At 64.3% G+C, this 24178-nt stretch carries 19 protein-coding genes; 8 read left to right on the forward strand and 11 right to left on the reverse strand.

What is annotated here, in order from left to right; translation table 11 throughout:
- Positions 1–52 precede the first annotated feature (52 nt).
- Positions 53–1003 (reverse strand): GGDEF domain-containing protein, encoded by a 951-nt coding sequence (locus LOZ77_RS15485; RefSeq protein ID WP_230279872.1) that lies wholly within the window; start codon positions 1001–1003, stop codon positions 53–55.
- A 111-nt stretch (positions 1004–1114) separates the two neighbouring features.
- The gene (locus LOZ77_RS15490; protein ID WP_230279873.1) at positions 1115–1750 is read right to left on the reverse strand and encodes a flavin reductase family protein; all 636 of its coding nucleotides are present in this window, start codon (positions 1748–1750) and stop codon (positions 1115–1117) included.
- A 203-nt stretch (positions 1751–1953) separates the two neighbouring features.
- Between LOZ77_RS15490 and LOZ77_RS15495 the strand changes: the two genes are divergently transcribed.
- The gene (locus LOZ77_RS15495) at positions 1954–3687 is read left to right on the forward strand and encodes a diguanylate cyclase (RefSeq protein WP_230279874.1); all 1734 of its coding nucleotides are present in this window, start codon (positions 1954–1956) and stop codon (positions 3685–3687) included.
- Here the strand turns inward: LOZ77_RS15495 and LOZ77_RS15500 are convergent.
- On the reverse strand, positions 3684–4109 hold the full coding sequence (locus LOZ77_RS15500; protein WP_230279875.1) for a thioesterase family protein: 426 nt from the start codon (positions 4107–4109) through the stop codon (positions 3684–3686). The two genes, LOZ77_RS15495 and LOZ77_RS15500, sit on opposite strands and share 4 nt — an antisense overlap.
- A gap of 2 nt (positions 4110–4111) precedes the next feature.
- A complete protein-coding gene (locus tag LOZ77_RS15505) occupies positions 4112–6199 on the reverse strand; it encodes a S9 family peptidase (protein ID WP_255671139.1) in 2088 nt (695 codons plus the stop codon).
- A gap of 145 nt (positions 6200–6344) precedes the next feature.
- On the opposite strand from LOZ77_RS15505, the gene LOZ77_RS15510 reads away from it, so the two are divergent.
- The 4 genes from LOZ77_RS15510 to LOZ77_RS15525 all read left to right on the forward strand — a co-directional run bounded on the left by LOZ77_RS15510 (position 6345) and on the right by LOZ77_RS15525 (position 11201).
- On the forward strand, positions 6345–8147 hold the full coding sequence (locus tag LOZ77_RS15510) for an aminopeptidase P family protein (RefSeq protein ID WP_230281901.1): 1803 nt from the start codon (positions 6345–6347) through the stop codon (positions 8145–8147).
- Positions 8148–8435: 288 nt separating this feature from the next.
- Positions 8436–8954, forward strand: a complete 519-nt coding sequence (locus LOZ77_RS15515; RefSeq protein ID WP_230279876.1) for an EF-hand domain-containing protein — start codon at positions 8436–8438, stop codon at positions 8952–8954.
- A 39-nt stretch (positions 8955–8993) separates the two neighbouring features.
- Positions 8994–9752: a response regulator gene (locus LOZ77_RS15520; RefSeq protein WP_230279877.1), complete on the forward strand. Its 759-nt coding sequence runs from the start codon at positions 8994–8996 to the stop codon at positions 9750–9752.
- A 60-nt stretch (positions 9753–9812) separates the two neighbouring features.
- Complete coding sequence (locus LOZ77_RS15525) at positions 9813–11201, forward strand: ATP-binding protein (RefSeq protein ID WP_230279878.1); 1389 nt, start codon at positions 9813–9815, stop codon at positions 11199–11201.
- Between the two features lie 289 nt (positions 11202–11490).
- On the opposite strand, the gene LOZ77_RS15530 is transcribed toward LOZ77_RS15525, so the two are convergent.
- The gene (locus tag LOZ77_RS15530; protein WP_230279879.1) at positions 11491–13077 is read right to left on the reverse strand and encodes a helicase HerA-like domain-containing protein; all 1587 of its coding nucleotides are present in this window, start codon (positions 13075–13077) and stop codon (positions 11491–11493) included.
- A gap of 188 nt (positions 13078–13265) precedes the next feature.
- On the opposite strand from LOZ77_RS15530, the gene LOZ77_RS15535 reads away from it, so the two are divergent.
- Both LOZ77_RS15535 and LOZ77_RS15540 read left to right on the forward strand, forming a co-directional pair.
- Positions 13266–14582, forward strand: coding sequence for a sensor histidine kinase (locus LOZ77_RS15535; protein ID WP_230279880.1), 1317 nt, complete (start codon positions 13266–13268; stop codon positions 14580–14582).
- Between the two features lie 55 nt (positions 14583–14637).
- Complete coding sequence (locus LOZ77_RS15540) at positions 14638–15771, forward strand: mechanosensitive ion channel family protein (protein WP_230279881.1); 1134 nt, start codon at positions 14638–14640, stop codon at positions 15769–15771.
- A 49-nt stretch (positions 15772–15820) separates the two neighbouring features.
- Here LOZ77_RS15540 and LOZ77_RS15545 read toward each other — a convergent pair whose 3' ends face one another.
- Both LOZ77_RS15545 and LOZ77_RS15550 read right to left on the reverse strand, forming a co-directional pair.
- Positions 15821–18139 carry a CDC48 family AAA ATPase gene (locus LOZ77_RS15545; RefSeq protein ID WP_230279882.1) on the reverse strand — a complete coding sequence of 773 codons (2319 nt, stop codon included), beginning with the start codon at positions 18137–18139 and terminating at the stop codon, positions 15821–15823.
- A gap of 421 nt (positions 18140–18560) precedes the next feature.
- Entirely contained in the window at positions 18561–19031 is a 471-nt protein-coding gene (locus LOZ77_RS15550; protein ID WP_230279883.1) for a COG3650 family protein, read from the reverse strand.
- Positions 19032–19123: 92 nt separating this feature from the next.
- On the opposite strand from LOZ77_RS15550, the gene LOZ77_RS15555 reads away from it, so the two are divergent.
- Positions 19124–20098, forward strand: coding sequence for an agmatine deiminase family protein (locus LOZ77_RS15555; protein WP_230281902.1), 975 nt, complete (start codon positions 19124–19126; stop codon positions 20096–20098).
- Here LOZ77_RS15555 and LOZ77_RS15560 read toward each other — a convergent pair.
- The 4 genes from LOZ77_RS15560 to LOZ77_RS15575 are packed head-to-tail and all read right to left on the reverse strand — an operon-like array spanning position 20095 to position 24167.
- The gene (locus LOZ77_RS15560) at positions 20095–20652 is read right to left on the reverse strand and encodes a hypothetical protein (protein WP_230279884.1); all 558 of its coding nucleotides are present in this window, start codon (positions 20650–20652) and stop codon (positions 20095–20097) included. The genes LOZ77_RS15555 and LOZ77_RS15560 overlap by 4 nt on opposite strands.
- Positions 20621–23179 (reverse strand): HWE histidine kinase domain-containing protein, encoded by a 2559-nt coding sequence (locus tag LOZ77_RS15565; protein ID WP_230279885.1) that lies wholly within the window; start codon positions 23177–23179, stop codon positions 20621–20623. Before LOZ77_RS15565 ends, LOZ77_RS15560 begins: the two co-directional genes overlap by 32 nt.
- The gene (locus LOZ77_RS15570; protein WP_230279886.1) at positions 23176–23763 is read right to left on the reverse strand and encodes a biliverdin-producing heme oxygenase; all 588 of its coding nucleotides are present in this window, start codon (positions 23761–23763) and stop codon (positions 23176–23178) included. The genes LOZ77_RS15565 and LOZ77_RS15570 overlap by 4 nt, the downstream gene beginning before the upstream one ends.
- Positions 23760–24167, reverse strand: coding sequence for a host attachment protein (locus LOZ77_RS15575; RefSeq protein WP_230279887.1), 408 nt, complete (start codon positions 24165–24167; stop codon positions 23760–23762). Before LOZ77_RS15575 ends, LOZ77_RS15570 begins: the two co-directional genes overlap by 4 nt.
- Positions 24168–24178 lie beyond the last annotated feature (11 nt).

The raw sequence follows: 24178 nt of genomic DNA on the forward strand, positions 1-24178 counted from the left end.
CCCGAACGCTAGCGCGCGATCGCCGTGTAGGACAGCGAAAGCCGCGCGCGCATCATGCCGCCGCGCTGCCGAAGAACATGTCTTCGGGACTGCTGATCGTTGCGGTGCCGCGCCCGTTCGCCTTGGCGGCATATAGGGCGGCATCGGCGCAGGACAGCACTTCCGACAGCGAATAGCCCGGTGTGTCGATGGCGGCGACGCCAACGGTGCCCGTCACATTGATCGGTTTCGACCGGAACATCATGTCCAGCCGCAACGCATCGACCAGCCGTTCGGTGGTCTTCCCGATTGCGGCGACCATGTCTGCATCGGTGAACAGCACGACGAATTCGTCGCCGCCCAGCCGCGCCGCAAAGCTGGAGCGCAGCCATGGTTGCCGCATCGCCTGCGCTGCCGCGCGCAACATCTCGTCCCCAGCCTTGTGGCCGTAACCGTCGTTGATCTGCTTGAAATGGTCGAGGTCGAACAGCGCAAGGGCGAAGGGGCGGAATCGTTCGGACGACAGGCATTCGAACCGCCGGGTGAAATGGCGACGGTTGGGCAGTTCGGTCAGATCGTCGGTCAGCGACGCCTTTTCCAGCCGGCGTTCGATTTCATGGCTGGCGCTGACGTCCTGAAACGCGCCGACGATGGCGCTGATCCTGCCGTCGCGGAACTGCGGATCGCCCAGCGCCCGCACGCGCTTCGTCTTGCCGCAGGCGGATGTGAAATCCAGTTCGAGATCATAGGCGATCCCGTCATTGATCGCGCCGTCCAGCGCGCGCATCAGCCTTTGCCGGTCATAAAGGGGATAGAACGAGAGCGCCTTTTCGACATCGGGCACGGGGCCATATTCCATGTCGTGGATGGCAAAAACCTGTTCCGACCAGTCCAGACAGTCATCGGCAAGGTCGAGCCGCCAGAACCCGATCTGCGCCATTTGTTCGACGCGGCGGATGATCCGGCCCAGCTCGTCGAAACCGTTACCATATGCCGATCGCGTGCCCGAAGTGGCCGCGGCCATCAGTTGCCTGTACAGATACATTCCCATGCAATCTGAATAGCTTGCACAGGCTTAGGGGATGCTGACCAAATATGGTTAAGATAACAATTGTCAGGCCATAGGGGAATGTCCCTAGGCCTCCCGATCGGGCAGCGGCCAGCCGACGCGTTCCTCGACGAAAGTGTCCTTGTTGCGGATATAGCCGCCTGCCCCGAAGGCGCGGCCGACCAGCGCCATGGCCTGCGTGTCGACGCGCGGACGTTCGGCGGGGCCGGTCAGGAATTCGTCACCGATATGCAGGGCCAGAATCTCGCCCAGTATGATCGTGAAATTGCCGCCCGTCTCGACCGGCTTCCACAATTTGCATTCCAGCGCGGCGGGGGCGCTGGCGATCAGCGGGGTGGCGACCGTGCTGGCGGGGCGCGTGGCGATGCCGAGCGCTTCGATCTCGCTCACCTCGCGCGGGGCTTCGGCGGCAGTATCGACCATGGTGCGCGTATCCGCCTCGCGCACGAGGTTGATGGTGAATTCGCCCGTGGCCATGATGTTGCGCGCGGTATCCTTGGGATCGCCCTCGGCGCGTTGCCCGATGCCCAGCACGCAGATCGGCGGTTCCGATCCCAGGACATTGAAAAAGCTGTAGGGAGCGGCGTTCAGCACGCCGTTTTCGCTGCGGCTTACGACCCATGCGATGGGGCGCGGCGTTACCGTATTGACCAGCAGGCGATAGCGGTCTGCGGGGGCCATATTCTGCATGTCGAATTTCATGGCGAAGACCTAGCGATCAGGCAGGCAGTTGGCTAGCCGCGGCGAAAAAACGCAATAGAGTGTCGGAAAAGACTTTCCTGCGAACAATTGTTACTTAGAATTTCGAGCATGTTAACCGGTCCGTAGGGCGGTGATGACATAAGCCGCTCATGTGGGGCGTAATTCACAGATTCGCGGTTAAGGCCTGCCTTCTGGTTGCGCTTATGCTTGGTGCCGCCGGGGCGCAGGCACAGGGCTTGTCGCCTGACGATATCCGGCCGTCCTGTCACGCGGCAGGAGGGATCGATCCGACCGAATTTACCGGCGGTGCGCAGCTCGCCGAAATCCCGTGGGACTGCGGCGACCAGAGTTTCGGAGCGGCGGGAAGTCGTGGCTGGCTGTTTTTTTCGGCGAGCGATCTGAAAACCGCCGACGGAGCGACGCATTTCGTGACCAGTATTGCGCGGTTCGACCGGCTGACGCTGATCGAACTGTCGGGCCACCGGATTGCGCGCCGCCAGACATATGCGATGGAAGACATTGCGACCTTCGTGAACGGCACGAATTTCGCCATTCCGCTCTCCGCCGCCGCAGACCCGTCGACCGGCGAACAGGCCACTTCGATCCTGGTCGCATTCGACGGCCCTGCCAGCCGCGCCTTGCTGGCGGCGGGGGTTCTGGAAAAAAGCACGGGCGGTCCGACTACGCTGGGCTGGACGGAACAGACGATGACGGTGCTGGCCATTCTGGTCGGCCTGCTGATTGCGCCCGTTATTTACAATTACGCGTTCTATCTGGTGCTGCGCGAACGGTTCATATTGTGGCACATCGCGATGGTTCTGGGGATGAATGCCTATCTGGTCGTGTCTAGCGGGATCATCCATCGCTTTGTCAATCCGGGGGCAGAGGCGCTGGTCATGATGAACCATATGTCGTTCCTGTGCACGGTCACGGCAGGCGCGGCGTTCAGCGTCAATTTCATCGAACCCTATGCCATGACGCGAAAGATGCGCGACATCATCATGGCCACGGGCGTTGCGACATTGATATTCGGCACATGGGCCAGCCTGCCGCTGGACATGATGAAGCCCTTTGGCAACCGGCTTTATCTGGTGGGGTTCCTTCCGATTCTGGCGGTCTTTATCATCGGCATGGTCCATGCAGCGCGGCGGCGAAGCCGCGCCGTCTGGTTCCAGATCTATGGCTGGACGCCGATCATGATCGTCGGCGCAGAACGTATCGTGCGCAGCTTCGGCGTCTATCCCGTGCCCGACTGGCTGGACCAGATCATATTCCTGACACTGGGTTTCGAAGTCATCATGGCTACGCTGGGCGTGGTGGACCGGTTCGACGTGCTGCGCCGCGACCGCGACAAGGCAGAAGCGCGGATCGATTCGCTGGCCTCTCTGGTCGATCGCGACGCGTTGACCGGCCTGTTCAACCGCCGCGCGCTGGAAGCCCGCTATCCCGATTTGCGGGCCGATGGCTATACGGCGCTGGCGGTGATCGACCTTGATAATTTCAAAAGGGTCAACGACCGGTATGGCCATGCCATGGGCGACCGCGTGTTGCAGGAAACGGCGGCGGCGCTGTCGGCCGATCCGGATACGATCAGCTTCCGCCTTGGGGGCGAGGAGTTCCTGATGCTGATGCGCGGGGCCGATGTGGTCGAACGCGCCGAACGCATGCGCCGCGCCATATCGATCCGCATCGTGAACGAGATCGACGGCATCGACGCGCCGATCACCGCTTCGCTGGGGCTGGTCGATACGACGCCGGGCGTGGCGACGACCTTGCGCCGCGTCTATGCCCATGCCGACCGGCTGCTCTATGAAGCCAAGAACAGCGGCCGCAACCGCATGCTGAGCGAACGCATCCAGCTGTTCGACGCACCCGTCCGGCGACGCCGAGGCGACCGCCGTGCGGGCGAGCGAAGGTCTGCGGGGGCCGAGAGTTAATCCGCCTGCGGCACGAAGGGCGCGGCGACTTCGGCGGGGATGCGCATGATGCGGCCGCTGGCCTTGTCGATCATCGCCCAGTCGGACCGGACCGATACGATGGGCTTGCCCACCGGCTTTCCGTCCCGTTCGCGGACAAAATCGACCAGCCGTTCGAAACGCGCACCCTTGGGCCCGCGTTCGATGCGGGTTTCGCCGATCACGCTTTCCCCAAGGGCGATATTGCCGCGATAATCGACCTCGTGCCGCGTCACGACCCACAGATAGGCCGCCTGATGGTCGGGCGGGGCGACGGCTTCCCAATGGGCGCCGGCAATGTCCTGCACCCAGTTCAGCCAGATCGCATTGTTCACATGGCCCATGAAATCGATATGTTCGGGGCCTGCGGTGAACGTCACGCGCCAGGTGGAAACCGGCTCCATCCCTATGCGTCCAGCATATCCATCTGCCACAGGATAAAGGCGAATTCCTCCGCCGTTTCCTTCAGCGAATCGAACCGGCCCGACTTGCCGCCGTGCCCTGCGCCCATGTTCACTTTCAGCAGCAATTCATTGTCGTCGGTCTTCAGCTCGCGCAGTTTCGCGACCCATTTGGCCGGTTCCCAATAGGTGACGCGCGGATCGTTCAATCCGGCCGTCACCAGCAGCGGCGGATAGGCCTGTGCGCGGACCTGATCATAGGGGCTATAGCTCTGGATCAGGGTAAAGGCGGCGGCATCCTCGATCGGGTTGCCCCATTCCGGCCATTCGCCCGGTGTCAGCGGCAGGGTCGCGTCCAGCATGGTCGACAGCACATCGACAAAGGGCACATGCGCCACCACCGCGCCCCACAAATCGGGATCGGAATTCAGCACCGCGCCCATCAGCTCGCCCCCTGCCGATCCGCCCGATGCGGTCACGCGGCCCTTCGACGTATAGCCCCTGTCGATCAGCCCCTTTGCGACATCGACGAAATCGTTGAACGCATTGGTCCGCTTTTCCAGCTTGCCGTCCAGATACCATTGGCGGCCCAGATCGTCGCCGCCGCGGATATGGGCGATGGCATAGATAAAGCCGCGATCCACGAGGCTAAGCCGCGCCGTGCTGAAATAGGGCGGCATCGCAATGCCATAGGCGCCATAGCCGAACAGATGCAGCGGCGCCGACCCGTCCAGCGGCGTATCGGCGCGCATCATCAGCGATACGGGCACTTCGGTCCCGTCGCGCGCGGTGATCACCACGCGTTCGGTGCGGTAATTCGCCGCATCATAGCCCGACGGGATTTCCTGCACCTTCAGCACGGTCAGGCTGCCGGTCGCGACGTCATAGTCAAAGGCGGTCGCGGGCGTGACCATGGAATTATAGGACACGCGCAGCACATCCATGTCCCATTCGGGATTGTTGCCCATCCCCGCGACATAGCTTTCCTCGGGGAAGGTGATCGGGGTGATCTTGGCCGGATCGGCGTAATCGCGGATCTCGATCTGGTCCAGTCCGGCGCGGCGCCCCTCGATCACATAGAATTTTTCGAACAGGTCGAGGCCGGTGATATAGAATTCGTCCGATCCGGCGATCAGCGTGGTCCAGTCCGCCGGGCTGGACATGGGCGCGGTGGCGACGCGGAAATTGACGTGATCGTCATTGGTCAGCACGAAGATCGTGTCGCCCTTGATGTCGATGTCATATTCGACGCCCTTGGCCCGCGCCTTCACCAGAATCTGCGGCGCGGTGGGATCGGCGGCAGGCACGATCCATGCTTCGCTCGTCTCGTGATCCGATGTCGCGATGATCAGCCATTGCTCGTTCGCGGACAGGCTGGCTCCGCAGCGGAAACCCTCGTCATCCTCGTGGAAAATCTCGACATCGGTGTCGAGCGGGGTGCCCAGCGTGTGGAGCCGGACATTGTCGGTGCGCCATTGCTCGTTCGCCAGCGAATAGGCGATCTTTGTATCGCCCGCGACCCAGACAAGCGCGCCCAAAGTGCCGGGGATCGTATCGGGCAGCATCTCGCCCGTGGTCAGATCCTTGATCCGCGCCTCGTATCGTTCCGACCCGTCGGTGTCGGTCGAAAAGGCCAGATTCGTCCCGTCGGAAGAGATCGAGAAGCTGCCGAGGCTGAAATAATCCTTCCCCTCGGCCAGCGCGACCTCGTCCAGCAGCAGCACCTTGCCCTCGGTCCCGTCGCGGCCCCCGCTGGCGGGTTTGCGCCACCATTGCTTGTATTGCGCGCCCTTTTCATATTCGATCCAGTAATACCAGTCGCCATCCTTTTGCGGGACGGAGCTGTCGTCTTCCTTGATGCGGGCGCGCATTTCGGCGAACAGCTTTTCGGTCAGCTTTTCGTGCGGGGCCATGCGCGCCTCGAACCAGGCGTTCTCGGCCTTCAGATGCGCCAGCACTTCGGCATCCTCGACCTTGGGATACAGCGGGTCGCGCAGCCATGCATAGGGATCTTCCACCGTCATGCCGTGATGGGTGAAGCTGTGCGGCTTTTTCGCGGCCACGGGTGCGGCGGGAAGGGCAGTGTCGGTCACGCTTGATGCCTGCTTTCTGTGATATTCTGGTGATCCGCGGGGGCGGGTTTCCCCTGCGGCTGGAACTCGTCGCCCGGTGAAACTATGTTCGGTGCATTGAAGCCGCAAGGCAGACCCCCACACGTTTCAGGAATTTTCCATGTTGATGCAGACCCATGAAGCCCGACTCGCCGCCCTTCGCGAAGAGTTGAAGCGCCGCGAACTCGACGGATTCGTCGTGCCCCTGTGCGATGAGCATATGAGCGAATATGTCGGTGCCTATGCCCAGCGGCTGGAATGGCTGACGGGTTTCGGCGGATCGGCGGGGTCTGCCATCGTGCTGACGTCACGGGAAAACGGCAATGGCGCCGCGATCTTCACCGATGGCCGCTATACGCTGCAAGTGCGCGAGCAGGTGGACGGGAAGCTGTGGGATTATGTCGGCGTGCCCGCGACATCGCCCGCCGACTGGCTGGCCCGCAATGTAAAGGCAGGCCAGCGCATCGGTTTCGACCCGTGGCTGCATGCCCACGCACAGGCACAGGAACTGAAAAAGGCAGTCGAGAAGAAGGGCGCCGAGCTGGTCGCCGTGGCGGACAATCCGATCGACGCCGTGTGGCAGGACCGGCCCGCGCCTTCCGCCGCGCCCGCCGTCCCGCATGAGGATGCGCTGGCAGGCAAGGCCAGCAGCGCCAAGCGCGAGGATGTCGCCGCATGGCTGGCGGAAAACGGGGCCGACGCGGTGGTCATCACCGCGCTCGATTCCATTGCATGGCTGTTCAATCTGCGCGGCAAGGACGTGGACCGCACGCCGGTGGCGCTGTCCTTTGCCGTGGTCAATGCGGATGGCAGCGCGGAACTGTTCATCGCCCCCGAAAAGGTGGACAGCCAACTGGTCGCCCATCTGGGCAATCACGTCGCGCTGCGCCCGCGCGCCGATTTCGAAAGTGCGCTGGGCGATTATGCGGGCAAGACCGTCGCGGTCGATCCGGTCCGCGGGGTAGAGGCGATCTTTGCGGCCCTGCTGGCCGGCGGGGCGAAAGTGATGAAGGCGACCGATCCGGTCGTGCTGCCCAAGGCGGTCAAGAACGAGGCGGAGCGCGCCGGCCATCGCAGCGCCCAGCATCGCGACGGCGCGGCGGTGTCGCGCTTCCTGCACTGGCTGTCGGTCGACGCGCCCAAGGGCGGCGTTTCCGAAATGTCGGCGGCAGACCGGCTGCGCGGGTTCCGCGAGGAAACCGGCCAGCTGCGCGACCTGTCGTTCGACACGATTTCGGGCAGCGGCCCCAATGGCGCCAGCCCGCATTACCGCGTGAGCGAGGAAAGCAACCGTACGCTTGAGCCGAACAGCGTCTATCTGGTCGATTCGGGCGGGCAATATCCCGATGGCACCACCGATATCACCCGCACCGTGTGGGTCGGGCCCGATGCCGCCCCGCAGGAGGTGAAGGAACGCTTCACCCGCGTGCTGAAGGGCCATATCGCACTGGACCGCGCGGTATTCCCCCAGGGCACGACCGGCCACCAGCTCGACGTGCTGGCGCGCCAGTTCCTGTGGGAAGTGGGCCTTGATTATGCACATGGCACGGGGCACGGCGTGGGCAGCTATCTCGCCGTGCACGAAGGGCCGCAGAACATTTCCACCCGCGCCGTCGCGCAGCCGCTGATCGCGGGCATGATCTGTTCGAACGAGCCGGCCTATTACAAGGCAGGCGAATACGGCATCCGGATCGAGAATCTGGTGCTGGTGGAGGACCGCGCGATCGAAGGCGCGGAAAACGCCATGCTGGGGTTCGAAACGCTGACCTTCGTGCCGATCGACCGCAATCTGATCGATGTCGACCTGCTGACCGATGCCGAAATCGCGTGGATGGATGCCTATCACGCGAAAACCCGCGCAATCGTCGCGCCGCAGCTGTTGGGCAGCGATATGGCATGGCTGGAGGCGCAGACGGCTCCGCTGCGATAGGGCGACCGGCGCTGACCATGAATGGAATGACAGGAAACTGCCGGTTTTCTTGAACGGAGATGAACGACCGCATCCGGCTGATACCATTTGCGACAAAATGGCCGGATGCGGGGATAATGTTGCGACACGGGGGCTGTAGAACGGTCAACAGAAGTCGCGGGGCGGAACCGCAACCGGGTTTGTCCCTGATGTCCCCCTCCCCCAAGCCCGATGGTCTGGTCCGCGACTTCACCCCGTTTTCGGAACGATGTGTTCCGTTATGATGAAATGTAGAGAGAGGCATTGATCATGATGAAGAAGACCATTCTGGCCGCAAGTGCGGCAATTCTCGCCATCGGCGGCGCGGCCTATGCGGCGCAACCTGCCGACCGCAACGCCGATATGACCATGGCCGAGGCTAAGGCGAAGTCGGACGAGATGTTCACCCGCATGGATGTGAACGGCGACGGCAAGATCGACAAGGCCGACCGCGAGGCGAAGCAGGCCGAACGTTTCGCTGCCAAGGACACCAATGGCGACGGCGTGCTGAGCGAAGAGGAATTTGCAGCGCGCGGCGAACGCGGCGACGGCGAACGTTCCGGTCACAAGGGCCATCGCGGCGGCAAGCGCGGCGGCGGTATGGCGATGATGAAAATGGCCGACACCAATGGTGACCAGGCCGTCACCAAGGCCGAATTCGACGCAGCCTTCACCAAGCACTTTACCATGATGGACACCGACAAGAACGGCACCGTCACGGCAGAGGAACGCAAGGCTGCGCGCGACAAGATGCGCACCATGATGCGAGGCGCCGGTGCGGCCCGCTAAGCCAGAACCGGACGTGAACACCGCGGGGCGTGGAAGCTGATGGCTTCCGCGCCTCAAGGCGTTGCCGCCGCGCCCGACCGCATCTTGCTGGTCGACGATGAAAAGGCGCTGCGCGAACCGCTGGCCGCCTATCTTGCCAAGCAGGGTTTCGCCGTGCGCGAGGCCGAGAGCGCCGCGCAGGCGCGGTCCATGCTGCAGGGCGAACCGGCCGATCTGGTCCTGCTCGACATCATGATGCCGGGTGAGGACGGGCTGTCGCTGTGCCGCCATCTGGTCGAGGCGAAGAGCATGCCCGTCATCCTGCTGACCGCGCGGGGTGAGGCGACCGACCGTATCGTCGGGCTTGAAATCGGCGCCGACGATTATGTCGTCAAACCGTTCGAACCGCGCGAGCTGGTCGCGCGGATCCGTTCGGTGCTGCGCCGCGCCGCCCGCGTGGAGTCCGCGCCCGAGATCGAGCGCGACTTCATGTTCGAGGGCTGGCGGCTCGATCCGCTCAAGCGGCGGCTGACCGATCCCGAGGGTGCGGTGGTGGCGATCTCGTCTGCCGAATTCCGCCTGTTGAAGGCGTTTCTGGACCATCCACGCCAAGTGCTCGACCGCGACCGCCTGCTCGACATGGTGCAGGGGCGCGAGGCGCATCTGTTCGACCGCAGTGTCGACAATGCAATCAGCCGCCTGCGCCGCAAGGTCGAGGTGGACCGCGCCGATCCGCAGCTTATCCTGACGGTGCGGGGCGGCGGCTATATGCTGGCTGCCGATGTGTCGCGGCACGATCCGATCGACGCCGGAGGCTGAGCGCGGATGGTGCGCCTGCTTTCTCCCAGAAATCTAGCTCCCAAAAGTCTTCAGGGTCAGATGCTGCTCGCCATCGCGGCGGCATTGCTGGTGGCGCAGGCCATCGGCGCCGTGCTGGTATGGCGCGCGCAGATCGAACGGACCGAGGCGACCACTGCCCATGCGCTGGCGTTCCGCATCATCGCGGGGCGCGTGATTACCGAGGATAGGGACAATCGTGTCGGCCGCCGCCTGTTCCGCGACCGGCTGCTGCGCGGACCGGACGACGGGCTGGGCCCGCGCGGCGGCGTCGGACCGATGCGGCTGGAAGAGGCCGGCGGGCTGGCGCGCTTTGAACAGGATCGCGCCGACAGCGACCTGACCGAGCGGCTGGCGGAAATCCTGCACGAACAGGGCCTCTCGGTAGCGGAACTGGCGGTGTTTTCGCGCAGGCTCGACGATGACGATCGCGCATCGAACTATGTCAGCCGCCGCATGCGTGACCAGCCACGCCCGCCGCGCGTGATCGTGGCCGCCGTGCGCATGACCGCCGACAGCAATCTGATCCTGGCCCGCGTGTTCGAACCGCCCAAGGCGCGCGCATTGGGCTGGCCCCTGATCATGCAGACGCTGCTGATCTATCTGGTGCTGGTCGGCGTGGTCGCACTGGTCCTGCGCCGCATTACCGGCCCGCTGCGCGCCCTGACCGAACGGGTGGAGGCATTTTCGTCCAATCCCGCATCGCCGCCCGCCGGACAGGTGGAGCCGCAGGGTCCGCTGGATACCCGCCGCCTGATCGCGGCGCATAATGCGATGGAAGCACGGATCGGCGCGCTGCTCGACGAAAAGGACGTGATGCTGGGCGCGATCGGCCACGACCTCAAAACCCCGCTGGCGGCGCTGCGGGTGCGGATCGAATCGGTGGAGGACGATGCCGAACGCGCCGCATTGTCGGCCACGATCAAGGATATCACCGACACGCTCGACGATATCCTCTCGCTTGCCCGCGTGGGCCGTCCGTCCGATCCGTTGGAAGTGACCGAACTATCCGCCCTCGTCGCCAGCGTGGTCGAGGAATATGAGGATATGGGCGAGAATGTCGTGCTGGGCGATACGCAGCGCATCGTTCTGCCGCTGCGCGCCACATGGCTGCGCCGCGCGCTGCGCAATCTGGTCGGCAATGCGCTGCGCTATGCCGGCGGGGGCGAGGTGTGCGTCGAAAAGCGCGGCCAACAGGCGATTGTGCGCGTGATCGACGAAGGCCCCGGCATTCCAGAGGACGAGATTGCCTTTATGCTGGAGCCGTTCCAGCGCGGCGACCCGTCGCGCAACCGCGGCACCGGCGGCGCGGGTCTGGGCCTGACACTGGCACGCGCCATCGCCGAACAGCACGGCGGCACGCTGACCATCACGAACCGCAGCGACGCGAAAAGCGGGATCGTGGCCGAACTGGCGTTGCCTGTTTTATAAGGCCCTCAAACGCCGGGCGGGGCGCATCCGCGCCCCTTGGCTTCCTCGCATAAGCTCGGGCGCGCGTTCGCGCTTGCCGGAGTCGCTTCGCGCCCGGAGATTTGGTCTGACAGATTTGAATGGGCGCAAGAACGGGGCGCGAAGCGACTCCCGCAAGGCCGAACGGCCGCCGCGCCTTATTGGCGCGAAGCCAAGCGGGCCGGATGGCCCGCGCCCGGCGTCTGAGGGACTAAAACAAACACTCCCCGCCCGGCGTTTGAGGGACTAAACAAACACTCCCCCCAATTTCCTACCTCATCAACCCGCCGATCAGATTGCGCACGAACCGGCCCGCGACGGCGCCGCCAAGGCTGGTCGCGATCGTGCCTGCCGCTGCGGTGGCGGCGCTGCGGGTGGCGTTGGCGCTGGTTTTGCGGCCGGTGATCTTGGCGGCGATGACCACGGCGGCGCTGCTGGCGGCGGCACCGGCGGCGGCCTTGCTGGCCTTTTCCCACAGGCTGGGGGTCTTGCGCGCCCGTTCGCGCACTTTCTCCTCGCCCTTTTCCTCCACCTCCTGCGCGGTTTCGGCGGCATCGGCGGCCTTGGCCAGCAGCACTTCCTCGGCGCTTTCGCGGTCGATGGCGGTGTCATATTTGCCTTCGACCGGACTGATCGACTGGATGATCGCGCGTTCCTTCGCCGTGATTGGGCCAAGGCGCGAACGCGGCGGTTTGATCAATGTGCGCTGCACCACCGATGGCGCGCCATCGGCCATCAGCGTCGACACCAGCGCCTCGCCCGTTTTCAGCTCTGTAATCGCCTCTGCGACATCCAGATCGGGATTGATGCGGAACGTTTCCGCCGCCGCCTTGATCGCCCGCTGGTCGCGCGGGGTAAAGGCGCGCAGCGCATGCTGCACCCGGTTGCCCAGCTGGCCCGCCACATCCTCGGGAATGTCGATGGGGTTCTGCGTCACGAAATAGACGCCCACGCCCTTTGACCGGATCAGCCGGACGACCTGTTCGATCTTGTCCTCCAGCGCCTTGGGCGCGTCTTCGAACAGCAGATGCGCCTCGTCGAAAAAGAACACCAGCACCGGCTTTTCGGGGTCGCCCACCTCGGGCAAAGTCTCGAACAATTCGGACAGCAGCCACAGCAGGAAGGTGGCATACAGCTTGGGGCTGCGCATAAGTTTGTCGGCCGCAAGGATGTTCACCGTGCCGCGACCCTGTTCGTCCACGGTCAGGAAATCGTCGATCTCCAGCGCGGGTTCGCCGAAGAACATGTCGCCGCCCTGCGTGCGCAGCGACAGCAGGTTGCGCTGGATCGCGCCCACCGATTGCTTGGTCACATTGCCGTATTTGCCCGACAGTTCCGACGCATTCTCGGCGCAATGGGCCAGCATGGATTGCAGATCGTCAAGGTCGAGCAGCAGCAGCCCCTGTTCGTCGGCATAGTGGAACGCGATATTCAGAACGCCTTCCTGCGTATCGTTCAGACCCAGCAGGCGGGCCAGTAGCAGCGGCCCCATTTCCGATATGGTGGTGCGGATCGGATGCCCCTGTTCGCCGAACAGGTCCCAGAACACTGCCGGATTATCGGAATAGGCATAATCGTCCATGCCCAGTTCCTTGGCCCGCCCTTCCAGCGATGCGGCATGTTTGAACGTGGACGAACCGGCCATGGCGATGCCCGACAGATCGCCCTTTACGTCGGCGACGAACACGGGCACGCCGCGCGCCGAAAAGCTTTCGGCCAGCCCCTGTAACGTCACCGTCTTGCCCGTGCCGGTCGCGCCCGCGATCAGCCCGTGGCGATTGGCGCGTTTCAGGTTAAGCCATTGCTGTTCGCCATTGGCGCCCAGACCGATGAAGATGCTATCCGTGCCGTCTGCCATAAATCGTCCCGCTTGCGTTCGGTATGTCCATGATGTCCGCGATAGGGGCGGCGTGGTCAAGCCTGCGTTCGGGGGCGACAGCACTTGGCAAAAATGCAGCCATCATTCACATATGTCGTGCAATGGGCGGAAAATTGCGGGGGCCGTAAAGGCGCTCTGCCGCGCCCCCTTTTGAACCGGAGAGATGCTTGACCGCCGCAGCCCAGACCAATGCCTTATCGCGCAGCAAGCGCAAACGCCTGTGGTCCGCGCTGCTGGTGCTGGGCGCGGTGGCGCTGGGCATTTTGTGCGCGGTGCTGCTGGTGTGGTCGACCATCAACACCGAACGCGCCGCCCGCCTGCAATCGGCCCGCTATACCGAAGTGATGTCGGCGCTGCGCGACATCAACCGCGCGGCGCTGAATGCCGAAACGGGGCAGCGCGGCTATTTCATCACGCTCGACCGGCGATATCTCGCGTCTTATGAATTCGGGCGCGACCTGTATCCGCGCGCGCTGGAACGGCTGAAACTGCTGTCGCAATCGAGCGAGGACCCGCGGATCGAGCGGCTGGTGGCCGAGGTGGAAGAGGCAGGCGATGCCAAGATGGACGAGCTTGCCGGCAATGTCGAACTGATCGCCGCAGGCCAGATCGTCGAGGCGCAGCAAAGCATCCTCAGCAATCGGGGGCGGCTGGATATGGAGCGGCTGAACGACGCGCTGACGCGGCTGGAAGCGGTGGAGCGCGGATTGCAGGAAAGCGCTGCGGCAGAGGCGTTCAGCGCGGAGCGGCGGGTGCTGCCGCTGCTGGTGATTGCCCTGGCGCTGATGGGCGCGGGTCTGGGGTTCGGCTTCGTGCTGGCCATGCGCGCCGCGCGGGCGGAGGCGGCCGCAAGCCGTGCCGCCGAGCTGGAGGAAGCGCGCGACCGCGCCGATTTGCTGGCGCGCGAATTGAACCATCGCGTCAAGAACCTGTTCGCGGTGATCCTTGCCATCGTGCGGATGAGCGGGCGCGGACAGCCCGAGGCAGCGCCCGTGGTCGACAATATCGCCGCGCGCATTCACGCCCTGCTGGAAGCGCATAATGTGACGCAGGGCCCTGATGGCGGCGCCGGTGAGGGCGAGGCCGATATGGGCATGCTGGTCGGCAAGGTGCTGGCCCCCTATCGCAGCGAGGGGAATGCCGCCGATATCGATGGCGAGGATGTCGCCCTGACCGCGCGGCAGGCGACGCCGGTGGGTCTGGTCCTGCACGAGCTGGCCACCAATGCGGTCAAATACGGGGCATGGTCAGGGAACAGGGGATCGGCAGAGAAAGGCAGGATCGCCATCGACTGGACGCGCAAGGGCGATGACGTGCTGCTGACATGGACCGAAACCGGCCCGTCGATCGCGGTTCCCGACGGGCACGAGGGGTTCGGTTCGATGCTGATGCGCAGCGCCGCGCGCCAGCTGGACGGAGAGATCGAGCGCCGCTTCGAGGCGGGCCGCATGGTCGTGGAAATGCGCATTCCGCAAGGCGGGTAAGGGCTGCGGCATCCCGATGTTGCATTGCAGCATCGGCATGGGTTAGCCTGTTTGCATGAGCCTTGAGACATTGCGCAGCTGGATCCATGCGCAGGTAGGCAGCAATAGCGCCAGCGAATGGATCATCGCCCTTGCCGGAGCGGCGCTTGCCGTCGTTCTGGCGCTGATCGCCCACCAGATCGCGTTTCGCCTGTTGCGACGGTTCGCGCGGGCCAGCGATAGCGAGGCGGACGACATGGTGCTGCGCCGCATCGCGCGCCCCACGCGCTATGCGCTGATCGCGCTGGCACTGGTGCTGGCCGCGCGCGAGATCGACGCGCTGGAGGATATCTGGCAGCGACTGGCCGGTTTCGTGATGCCTGCGCTGGTCGGCTGGATCGCGATTACCCTGTTCCATGCGCTGATGGGCACCATGATCATGCGTGCCGATATCTCGGTCGAGGATAATCTGCAGGCGCGGCGCAAGCGCACGCGGCTGACGATCTTTTCGCGGATCGGTACATTCCTGATCATCTTTATCGTGATTTCGCTGATGCTGCTGTCGATCCCCGGCGTGCGCGACATCGGCATTACGCTGATGGCGTCGGCGGGTCTTGCCGGTCTGGCCGTGGGCGCAGCGGCGCAGCCTGCCCTGAAATCGCTGATCGGCGGGTTCCAGCTGGCGCTAACCGAACCGATCAGCATCGGCGATGCGGTGATCATCGGCGGCGAATGGGGCTGGATCGAGGAAATCCGCATGACCTATGTGGTCGTGAAGGTCTGGGACGAGCGGCGGCTGGTGGTGCCGACGTCGAAATTCCTCGACGAGATTTTCCAGAACTGGACCAAGAAGACATCGCAGCTTCTGGGTACGGTGATGTTCTATGTCGATCCGCTGACAAAGCTGGACCCGATCCGCGAGAAATTCATGGAAATCGTCGAGGGCAATTCGCGCTGGGACAAAAGGGTCAGGCATATGCAGATCACCGAACTGACCCGCGATGCCATCGAAATCCGCTTCCTGATGACGGCCAAGGATTCGCCGACATTGTTCGACCTGCGCTGCGACGTGCGCGAGGCGCTGATCCAGTGGATCGCCGCCGAAATGCCCGAAGCCATCGTGCGCCAGCGTATCCTGACGCCCGAACCCGTGCGGGTGGAAAGCGGGGGCGCGGACATCGGCAGTCCCGGCGGGAAAGCGATGGGCTGAACGGCGGGGCGCATTGCCCCGCCGTTCGCTCGGTTGGCCTTGGGGCCGGTCAGCTTTCCTCGTCGCCGTGCTTGCTGTCGCGCGTGCTGGTCAGCATGCCCGGTGCGATAAAGCCGATGGGATTGGTTTCCGCCGCGCGGCGTTTCAGCTCGCCGCGCATCTTGGCATATTCCTGCTCCATCTTGGCGGTGACCGTGGCGCGCGAATCCTCCAGCGCATCGGCGAAATCCGCCGCGCTGACGCCGGTGACCGCCGCCCCTTCGCGGCGAATGGCGTTAAGGCCCGCACGCCGCACCACATCTTCCAGATCGGCGCCGGTGAAACGCTCGGTCTTGGCGGCAATCGCGGCCAGATCGACATCGCCCGCCAGCGGCATCTTCGATGTATGGATTTTCAGGATATGCAGGCGGCCCGGTTCGTCAGGCGCGCCGACATAGACCAGCTCGTCGAAACGGCCGGGGCGCAGCAGTGCGGGATCGACCAGCGTGGGGCGATTGGTCGCGCCGATCACCACGGTCGATTGCAGCTCCTCCAGCCCGTCCATCTCGGCAAGGATGGTATTGACCACGCGCGCCGTCACCTGCGGCTCGCCCGCACCGCTTCCGCGCGCGGGGACAAGGGAGTCGATCTCGTCGATAAAGATCACGCAGGGCGCAACCTGACGCGCGCGGGCGAACAGGCGCGAGATCTGCTGCTCGCTCTCGCCATACCATTTGCTAAGCAGGTCGGACGATTTCATCGAGATGAAATTCGCCTCCGCCTCTTTCGCGACGGCCTTGGCCAGCAGAGTCTTGCCGGTGCCGGGCGGACCATAGAGCAGGAAGCCCTTGGCCGGACGGATGCCCAGACGCTTGAACGCCTCGGGGTTTTTGAGCGGCAGTTCGACGCCTTCGCGCAATTTGCCGACCGCTTCGTCCAGACCGCCAAGGTCGGACCAGCCGACGGTGGGGGCCTGCACCATCACTTCGCGCATGGCCGAAGGCTGGATGCCCTTCAGCGCGTCGGTGAAATCCTTGCGCGTAACCGACAGATCGTCGAGCACTTCGGGCGGGATCGTGCGTGCGTCGAGGTCGAGCCTGGGCATGATCCGCCGCACTGCCTCGATCGCGGCCTCGCGGCATAGCGCGGCCAAATCGGCGCCCACGAAGCCGTGGGTGGTGCGGGCCAGTTCCTTCAGGTCCACATCCTCGTCCAGCGGCATGCCGCGGGTGTGGATGGCAAGGATTTCCTTGCGCCCGTTCTCGTCCGGAACGCCCACGATGATCTCGCGGTCGAAGCGGCCGGGGCGGCGCAGCGCCTCGTCAATCGCGTCGGGGCGATTGGTCGCGGCAATGACGACAAGGTTCGACCGCGCATGCAGCCCGTCCATCAGGGTCAGCAATTGCGCGACAAGGCGCTTCTCCGCCTCGCCCTGCACGTTCTGGCGTTTGGGCGCGATCGAATCGATCTCGTCGATGAAGACGATTGCGGGCGATGCCTTTTCGGCTTCCTCGAAAACCTCGCGCAGGCGCTTTTCCGATTCGCCATAGGCGCTGCCCATGATCTCGGGCCCGTTGATCAGGAAGAAATTGGCATCCGATTCGTTGGCCACCGCTTGGGCCAGCCGCGTCTTGCCGGTTCCCGGCGGGCCATGCAGCAGCACACCCTTGGGCGGGTCGACGCCAAGGCGGGTGAACAATTCGGGATAGCGGAGCGGAAGCTCGACCATCTCGCGCAATTGCTTGATCGTCTCTTCCATGCCGCCGACATCGTCGTAATTGACGGCGGCCCGCGCGTCGCGCGGCTCCTCGAACTCGGCCTTCAGCTCGACCTCGGTATTCTCGTCGATATGGACGATGCCCTTGGGGCTGGTGGACACGACCGAGAGGCGGATCTGCGTCAGCGCGAAGGCGGGGGCGTTGAACATGCGGGCGACTTCGGGCGGCATGTCCTGCACGCGCTGCTGCCCGCGCGTGGCGACCAGATCGCCCTGCGTCAGCGGACGGCCAAAGAAATTGCGCTTCAACGCCTGCGGCGGACCTTGCAGCCGCATTTCGCGCTGTGCGGGGGCAAAGACGACGCGCGTGGCAGGGCGCGATTCGGCCTTGCGCACGATGACATGCTCGCCCGAACCGACCTCGGCATTGCCGCGTTCCAGACCGTCGAGCCGGATCACGTCCAGCCCTTCGTCTTCGGCATAGGGGAGCAGGGCGCGCGCAGGGGTCAGCCGTTTGCCTTCGACCTCGATAATATCGCCTTCGGTAATGCCCAGCCTGCCCATGGCTTCGCGGGGGATGCGGGCGATGCCGTGGCCCGATTCCTCCTGCCGGGCCGCAGCCACCTGCAATCTCACTTCGCGCGCGTCGAGCGCCGCATCTGCATCCGCCATCAAAGATTCCTCAAGCCAGCAGTTCTGTCATGCAGCGAACGCCTTGCAAGAAGCGCATCCGCCGGAACGGGAAACATGGGGACTGGGGATGCCAGTTGCAAATGGCGATGTGGGGCATTTTGCCGCTGCGCCGCGAAGCTGCGGGGCGGGAGGAACGCACCGGCGAATCGCCGCGGAAATAAGGCAAAAAAATGGCCCGGTCGTTGCCGACCAGGCCTGAAAGTTTTGGGAGAGGATGCCTATAAGGCCCCTTCTATCTAGGTGACGGCCTCCCATTGCGCAAATGCGAAAAGGGCGCACGCAATTGCATTTCATGCAACTATCGCTGGAAACCGCGCATTCCTTGTGCAATTCGTGCCCAAAAAACGGGCAGGTGCCTTTTGCTCTTTGCATATCGCCATAGCGATGCTGCAATGCAGCATCAGCCATCCATCGGGCGCGCGCATCCCGCAAGCGCCTGATCGCCCAAAGTAACCTGCGCCGTGAATGGGTAATTGCGGTCGCTCATCCCGTCCGAACAGGGCGCGACCGTCAGTTCGATGGCGAATGGCTGGTCCCCCATCATGCCCGACAGGCGGCGCATCTGGGTTTCAACCAGCTCCTCCTCGATCGCGATGGCGCTGCCTTCGCTGTGTTCCGGGGTCGAATAGCGCAGGGCGATGCCGCCATTGCCGGAACTGACCGTGTGCACCGCCCAGAACGGTTCGGTGCCCAGCGCGCGGAATTCGGCGGGAATATGCGATTCGCCGGTCGTCTGGCGGTGCAGCTTTTCCGCGGCTTGCTCCGGCGGGGCAGTGGCCTGTTCCTCGTCAGGCTGGGCGCAGGCAGCCAGTGACAGGGCAAGGGCCACGGCGCAAAACCGCATGTTCGGCAGGGGGGCTATCGCAGTCATGCGTATTATATTAGCAGCGCCCCGCAACACAGGCGAGTGCCCCCATGGTGCGCGCCCAGCGACAGAGGTGAATTGTGGCCGCAGGCTGGCAGATGCCGTCCGAATGGGCAAAGCAGGATTGGCTGTGGATCGGGTTTCCGCACGATCCGGTCGAATGGCCCGAAGTGCTGCCGCGCGCGCAGGAACAGATCGCTGCCTTTGCCAATGCGGTCGCCGAAAGCGGTCAGGACGTGCGCCTGCTGGTCCGCGATGCCGCGAACGAGGCGCGGGCGCGGCAATTGACCACCGCTGCCGTCACGCTGGAACGCCGGACATATGGCGATGTCTGGCTGCGTGATACCGGCCCGCTGGTGGTGCGCGGCGCGGATGGCGCGCGGCGGGCGATGCGGTTTGGCTTTAACGGCTGGGGCGGCAAGTTCGAGATGGAGGGCGACCAGACCATCGGCGCAGAAATCGCCGCCGATGCGGGGCTGGAGGTGCAGACCGCCGACTGGATATTGGAAGGCGGGGCCATCGACAATGATGGCACCGGCACCGTCGTCACCACCGAACAATGCCTGCTGAACCCCAACCGCAATCCGCAGCTGACCCGCAGCCAGATAGAGGCGCGGTTACAGCGCGATCTGGGCTTTACCCGCGTTGTCTGGCTGGGGCAGGGGCTGCTGAACGATCATACCGACGGCCATGTCGATAATCTGGCCCGTTTCGTGGGGCCGAACCGCATCGCGATCCCGCGCGCGACCATGGCCGACGATCCGAATCGCGCGATCTATGACGATGCCCGCCAGCGCGCGGCAGAGGCGGGGCTGGATGTGATCGAAATGCCTTCACCCGGCCTGGTCAGCGCGGGCGAGTTTGCCGAACCGGCAAGCTATATGAACTTTACCATCACGACCCATCTGGTCGCGGTGCCGGTGTTCGGCACGCCGCAGGACGGTGCGGCGATCGAATTGCTGCAATCCCTGTTCCCCGACCGGCGCGTCGTCGGCCTGCCTGCCGATGCCGTGCTGGCAGGCGGGGGCGGATTCCATTGCGCCAGCCAGCAAATGCCTTCCGCGGCGGATTAATCGATTTCCCTTGCGTTCAGCCACGGGTTGTTCGCGCTCATCAGGTTCAGCCACGCCTTGGGCTTGCGCATCAGATCCTTGGGATAGCTGATCGTCAGCCCCACGATCTGCGCGATGGCGCCGACGAAATGGATGCAATTGCGGTTTTCAAGGTCGTATCCCTTGCCCGGCAGATTGGCCCATGTGTCGACTTCTTCGCGGATGCGCCAATAGGTCTTGTCGGGGATCACCACGCTGAAATGGCGATTGGTCGATTCGACATATTTGTCCTTCTCGACCATGATCTCGCTCTCCACCGGACCGGACAGGATCGCGGGGGTGACGCGCTTGGCGGTAAAGCCGTAATTTTCGCGGATCTCCTCACCCGTCGCGTCCAGCGTGCCCGTCAGCACCACGAATGTGTGCGGATAGCGGCCAAAGAACATCGAACCGTTGAAGCTTTGGAAATGGACCGTGACGCTGGCCCATGCAGGCAGGGCGAACAGCGCCGCTGCCAGCGCCAGCAGCGTGGCGATCAGGCGGTCAGTCCCCGGGCGGCGGGGGAAGCTGTGCAAGGGCTTCGGCGATTTGCTGGCTGGCATAGGGTTTCAATATCACCGGTATATCTGCGAATTCGGCGGGTATCGTATCGTCGCCCCCATAGCCCGAGGCGAATACGAAGGGGATAGCGGCGTTCTTCAGCCGTGTCGCGGTGGGAAGCGAATTTTCCTTGCCCAGATTGAAGTCGAGCATCGCCAGTTCGATTCCGCCATCGTCCAGCGCCGCCGCAGCGGCGGCGTTGGTGGAGGCAAGCGTCACATCTGCCGCGCCCAGTTCGCGCAGCTTGTCCTCGGCATCCAGCGCGATCAATGCGCTATCCTCGACCAGCAGGACATGGCGGCCCTCGATCACCGAGCCCTCGTTTCTTGGCGCGGCCTTGCTTTCGATGCGCGCCTCGCTCCCCTCGACCACGCCGGCCACATGGCGGCCGGGCAGGGTGAATTGCGCCAGCAGGCCGGCGGTGCGGTATTCGACGCTGGCCGCGCCGCCCAGTTCGTGGGGAATCGAATCGTGGATGATCGTCGTGCCGAAACCGCGCCGCGTGGGGGCAGTCACGGCGGGGCCGCCGCTTTCTTCCCAGCGGATCGCCAGATTGCGGTCGGCGTCCAGCGACCAGCCGACGGTCACCGTGCCCCCGTCGCTCAGCGCACCATATTTGGCGGCATTGGTGACCAGCTCGTGCACCACCAGCGCCATGACGGTAAAGGCGGACGGGGTAATGGTGACATCGGGCCCTTCGACCACCAGACGCTGTTCCGCTCCGCTGAGATAGGCCGAAGCCTCGGTCGAGATCAGCTCTTTCAACCGGCCCGGGCCCCATTGCTCCGCCGTCAGCTGGTCATGCGCGCGGGCCAGCGACTGGACGCGGCTGTCGAGTGTGCCGACGAAATCCCTGACGCTCGCCGCCTCGCGGTTGGTCTGCCCGATCAGCGCGCGGATTAGCGCAAGGATATTGCGCACGCGGTGGTTCAGCTCCGCGATCAGCAATTTCTGCTGCTCGCCCGCGCGGCGGCGTTCCTCGCTCGCCGCTTCGGTCAGGCGCAGCACCACTTCCAAAAGGCTGGTCCGCAGCGCTTCGGCCACGCGGATTTCGGCTTCCTCGAACCTCTTCGCCTCTCCGCGCACAAGGTTCGACCATTCCTCGAAACTCTGGCGCGGGGTCAGGCGGGGGCCATTGGGGCCATATTCGATATTTTTCGCCTGATTGCCCGCCCAGCGGACCGAACGCAGCTGTTCGGCACGGAACAGCACCACGTAATCGCGCGGACGGCGCGACACGGGGATGGCCAGCATGCCCGCCGCCTTATGCGCGAACTCCGCCGCGTCGGGCAGGATTTCGGCAATGCGCTGCGTGGTAAAGATCTGCCCGACCTCGCGCCGTTTCAATTCGCGCACGATCCGCTCGAACTCGTCCTGCGTGGGGGTCAGGCCCGACATCGATACCGAACCGTCGATCACCACGCCTACCCCGTCGGCGGGAATCGCATCCAGCACGATATCGCCGATCCATTCGGCGTCGTTCAACCGCGCGGCATCCTGCGCGGCAGCGGCCAGCAGGCGGTCGGAAATCTTGCGGGCGCGATCCTCGTACTCGCCCGCTTCCTTGCGCAGCGCATTGCCCAGCAGCAGCGAGAACATCTGCCCGAACAGTTCGGCGGCGCTGCGTTCGGCAAAGCTGGGCAGGCGCGGCGAATAATGGTGGCATGCGAACAGGCCCCAGAACTTGCCGTCGACCACGATGGAAACCGATAGCGAGGCGCCCACGCCCATATTGCGCAAATATTCGATATGGATCGGAGACACCGCGCGGAACAGCGACATCGACAGGTCGAGCGGTTCGGCGCGCTCCACCGGCTCGACCGGACAGGGCGTGTCGGACACATCGGCGATGATGCGAAAGAAATTGCGCACGTAAAGCGCGCGGGCCTGTTGCGGAATGTCGCTGGCAGGGAAATGCAGCCCTAGAAAGCTGTCGACGCCGGGCTCCAGCGCTTCCGCCACCACTTCGCCGCTGCCGTCGGGGTCGAAGCGATAGACCTTTACCCGGTCGAAACCCGTCAGCATGCGCAATTGCCGCGCGCCTTCGCGCAGGATCGCGGACACCTGCTCGGTCGCGCCCAGCCGCGCGACCATGCCGCGCACCATCGACGACACCTCGATCTCGTCACCCTTGGCGGGTTCGCATTCGATCACGATGCTGCGCCCCGACAGGTGCAGCGCGACATCGAATTTGGGCTTGTCTGCGATCAGGCGGACAGAGAACATGCGTTCCACCGCGTCCTCTCCGCGCAGCGCGGACAGCCTTTCGCGCAGCAGGGTGATCGCCTGCGGCAGAAAGGTCGTGGCGGCCGACATGCCGATCAGGCCGCGCGGCTCGATATCGAGAAAGGGCTGCGTATTGGCCGCGCGTTCGACCACCCAGTCGCCGTTCAGCGCCAGCAGAAAGCCGAAGGGCTGGATCGAGCCCGGAATATGGATCGGCTCGCGGTCGCAATTGGTCAGGTCGACCGCACCGCTGCCGCCCGTGTCCTGATAGTTCAACGAAGATCCTCCGCAACAGCGGTCGCGGCGCGCCGGAACAGCTGGAAACATTCGATGGCGGCCGTTCCCGCCTCGTCCAGCCATTCGGGCGTGGCGGCACTGGCGGCTTCCTCGAAACCGGCGCAGAAATCCTGCCAGTCCGCGCTCATCGTGTCGGCAGGCGTCAGATAGGTCGCGGGCGCGTCATCGGGCACCGATTTCGCCAGCAGCCGCCCGCCCAGCTTCGATCCTTCCAGCACATATTGCGCGCCCCATACGCCCGCATCGCTCAGCTCTGCGGTGACCATCGGGGCGGGCAGCCATGCGCCAAGCGCAGCCAGATCGTCGGCCAGCAATGGCAGGCGGGGGGCGAAACCCTTCCACCCGCGGCCCGTTGCGGCCAGCTCGATTCCCGGCAGCGCGGCGGCATGGGCCGTCAGAAAAGCGCGGTAATGATCGGCACGCGACAGATCGTATCCGGCAAAGGCTGCCTCGGTCGCCTCGTGCTGCCGGCGCGTCTGTTCGCGCATCGCGAAGCGTGCGCCGGAGGCCGATCTGCCGCCTTGCGGCGCATGACCGGGTTCGGGGCGGAGGGCAGGGTTCATGCAGAGAGGAGTTTCGATTCGATCCGCGATACGGGCTGTCCGGTCAGCGTCTTGGCTTCTTCCGCGATCAGAATGTCTTGCAGCGCCTTGTGATAATGGCGGCGCATTTCGCCCAGCGACTTGGGATCGGCGACGATCGCCAGCCGTTCGATGGTCTTGTCCAGTGCCGCGCGGTTCAGCCATTCGGCGGCTGCGGCGGCATGGGCCAGCTCGTTCAGATCGGTGCTGCCGTGGCGCTGGCCGATATCGTCCTGATGGCGCACGCCCGCGCTGAAATTCTGACCGTCGAGTTCAGGGCTGGCGAATTCGCGCAGGGTGGGATCGTCGGGCGATCCGTCGTTCACCATCACCACGAAACGTTCTCCATCGACAATGGCCAGATGGGCTTTGTGAGGCAGTCGCATGGTGGAGTCTC

This window comes from Croceicoccus sp. Ery15, assembly GCF_020985305.1.
Classification (GTDB): Bacteria; Pseudomonadota; Alphaproteobacteria; order Sphingomonadales; family Sphingomonadaceae; genus Croceicoccus.

Excerpts from the sequence above, each read along its gene's own strand:
- LOZ77_RS15510 (WP_230281901.1), top strand. The coding sequence starts at position 6,345 with ATGCAGACCCATGAAGCCCGACTCGCCGCCCTTCGCGAAGAGTTGAAG.
- LOZ77_RS15485 (WP_230279872.1), bottom strand. The coding sequence starts at position 1,003 with ATGGCCGCGGCCACTTCGGGCACGCGATCGGCATATGGTAACGGTTTC.
- LOZ77_RS15490 (WP_230279873.1), bottom strand. The coding sequence starts at position 1,750 with ATGAAATTCGACATGCAGAATATGGCCCCCGCAGACCGCTATCGCCTG.
- LOZ77_RS15500 (WP_230279875.1), bottom strand. The coding sequence starts at position 4,109 with ATGGAGCCGGTTTCCACCTGGCGCGTGACGTTCACCGCAGGCCCCGAA.
- LOZ77_RS15515 (WP_230279876.1), top strand. The coding sequence starts at position 8,436 with ATGATGAAGAAGACCATTCTGGCCGCAAGTGCGGCAATTCTCGCCATC.
- LOZ77_RS15530 (WP_230279879.1), bottom strand. The coding sequence starts at position 13,077 with ATGGCAGACGGCACGGATAGCATCTTCATCGGTCTGGGCGCCAATGGC.
- LOZ77_RS15525 (WP_230279878.1), top strand. The coding sequence starts at position 9,813 with ATGCTGCTCGCCATCGCGGCGGCATTGCTGGTGGCGCAGGCCATCGGC.
- LOZ77_RS15540 (WP_230279881.1), top strand. The coding sequence starts at position 14,638 with ATGAGCCTTGAGACATTGCGCAGCTGGATCCATGCGCAGGTAGGCAGC.
- LOZ77_RS15555 (WP_230281902.1), top strand. The coding sequence starts at position 19,124 with ATGCCGTCCGAATGGGCAAAGCAGGATTGGCTGTGGATCGGGTTTCCG.
- LOZ77_RS15550 (WP_230279883.1), bottom strand. The coding sequence starts at position 19,031 with ATGACTGCGATAGCCCCCCTGCCGAACATGCGGTTTTGCGCCGTGGCC.
- LOZ77_RS15575 (WP_230279887.1), bottom strand. The coding sequence starts at position 24,167 with ATGCGACTGCCTCACAAAGCCCATCTGGCCATTGTCGATGGAGAACGT.
- LOZ77_RS15495 (WP_230279874.1), top strand. The coding sequence starts at position 1,954 with ATGCTTGGTGCCGCCGGGGCGCAGGCACAGGGCTTGTCGCCTGACGAT.
- LOZ77_RS15520 (WP_230279877.1), top strand. The coding sequence starts at position 8,994 with ATGGCTTCCGCGCCTCAAGGCGTTGCCGCCGCGCCCGACCGCATCTTG.
- LOZ77_RS15545 (WP_230279882.1), bottom strand. The coding sequence starts at position 18,139 with ATGGCGGATGCAGATGCGGCGCTCGACGCGCGCGAAGTGAGATTGCAG.
- LOZ77_RS15570 (WP_230279886.1), bottom strand. The coding sequence starts at position 23,763 with ATGAACCCTGCCCTCCGCCCCGAACCCGGTCATGCGCCGCAAGGCGGC.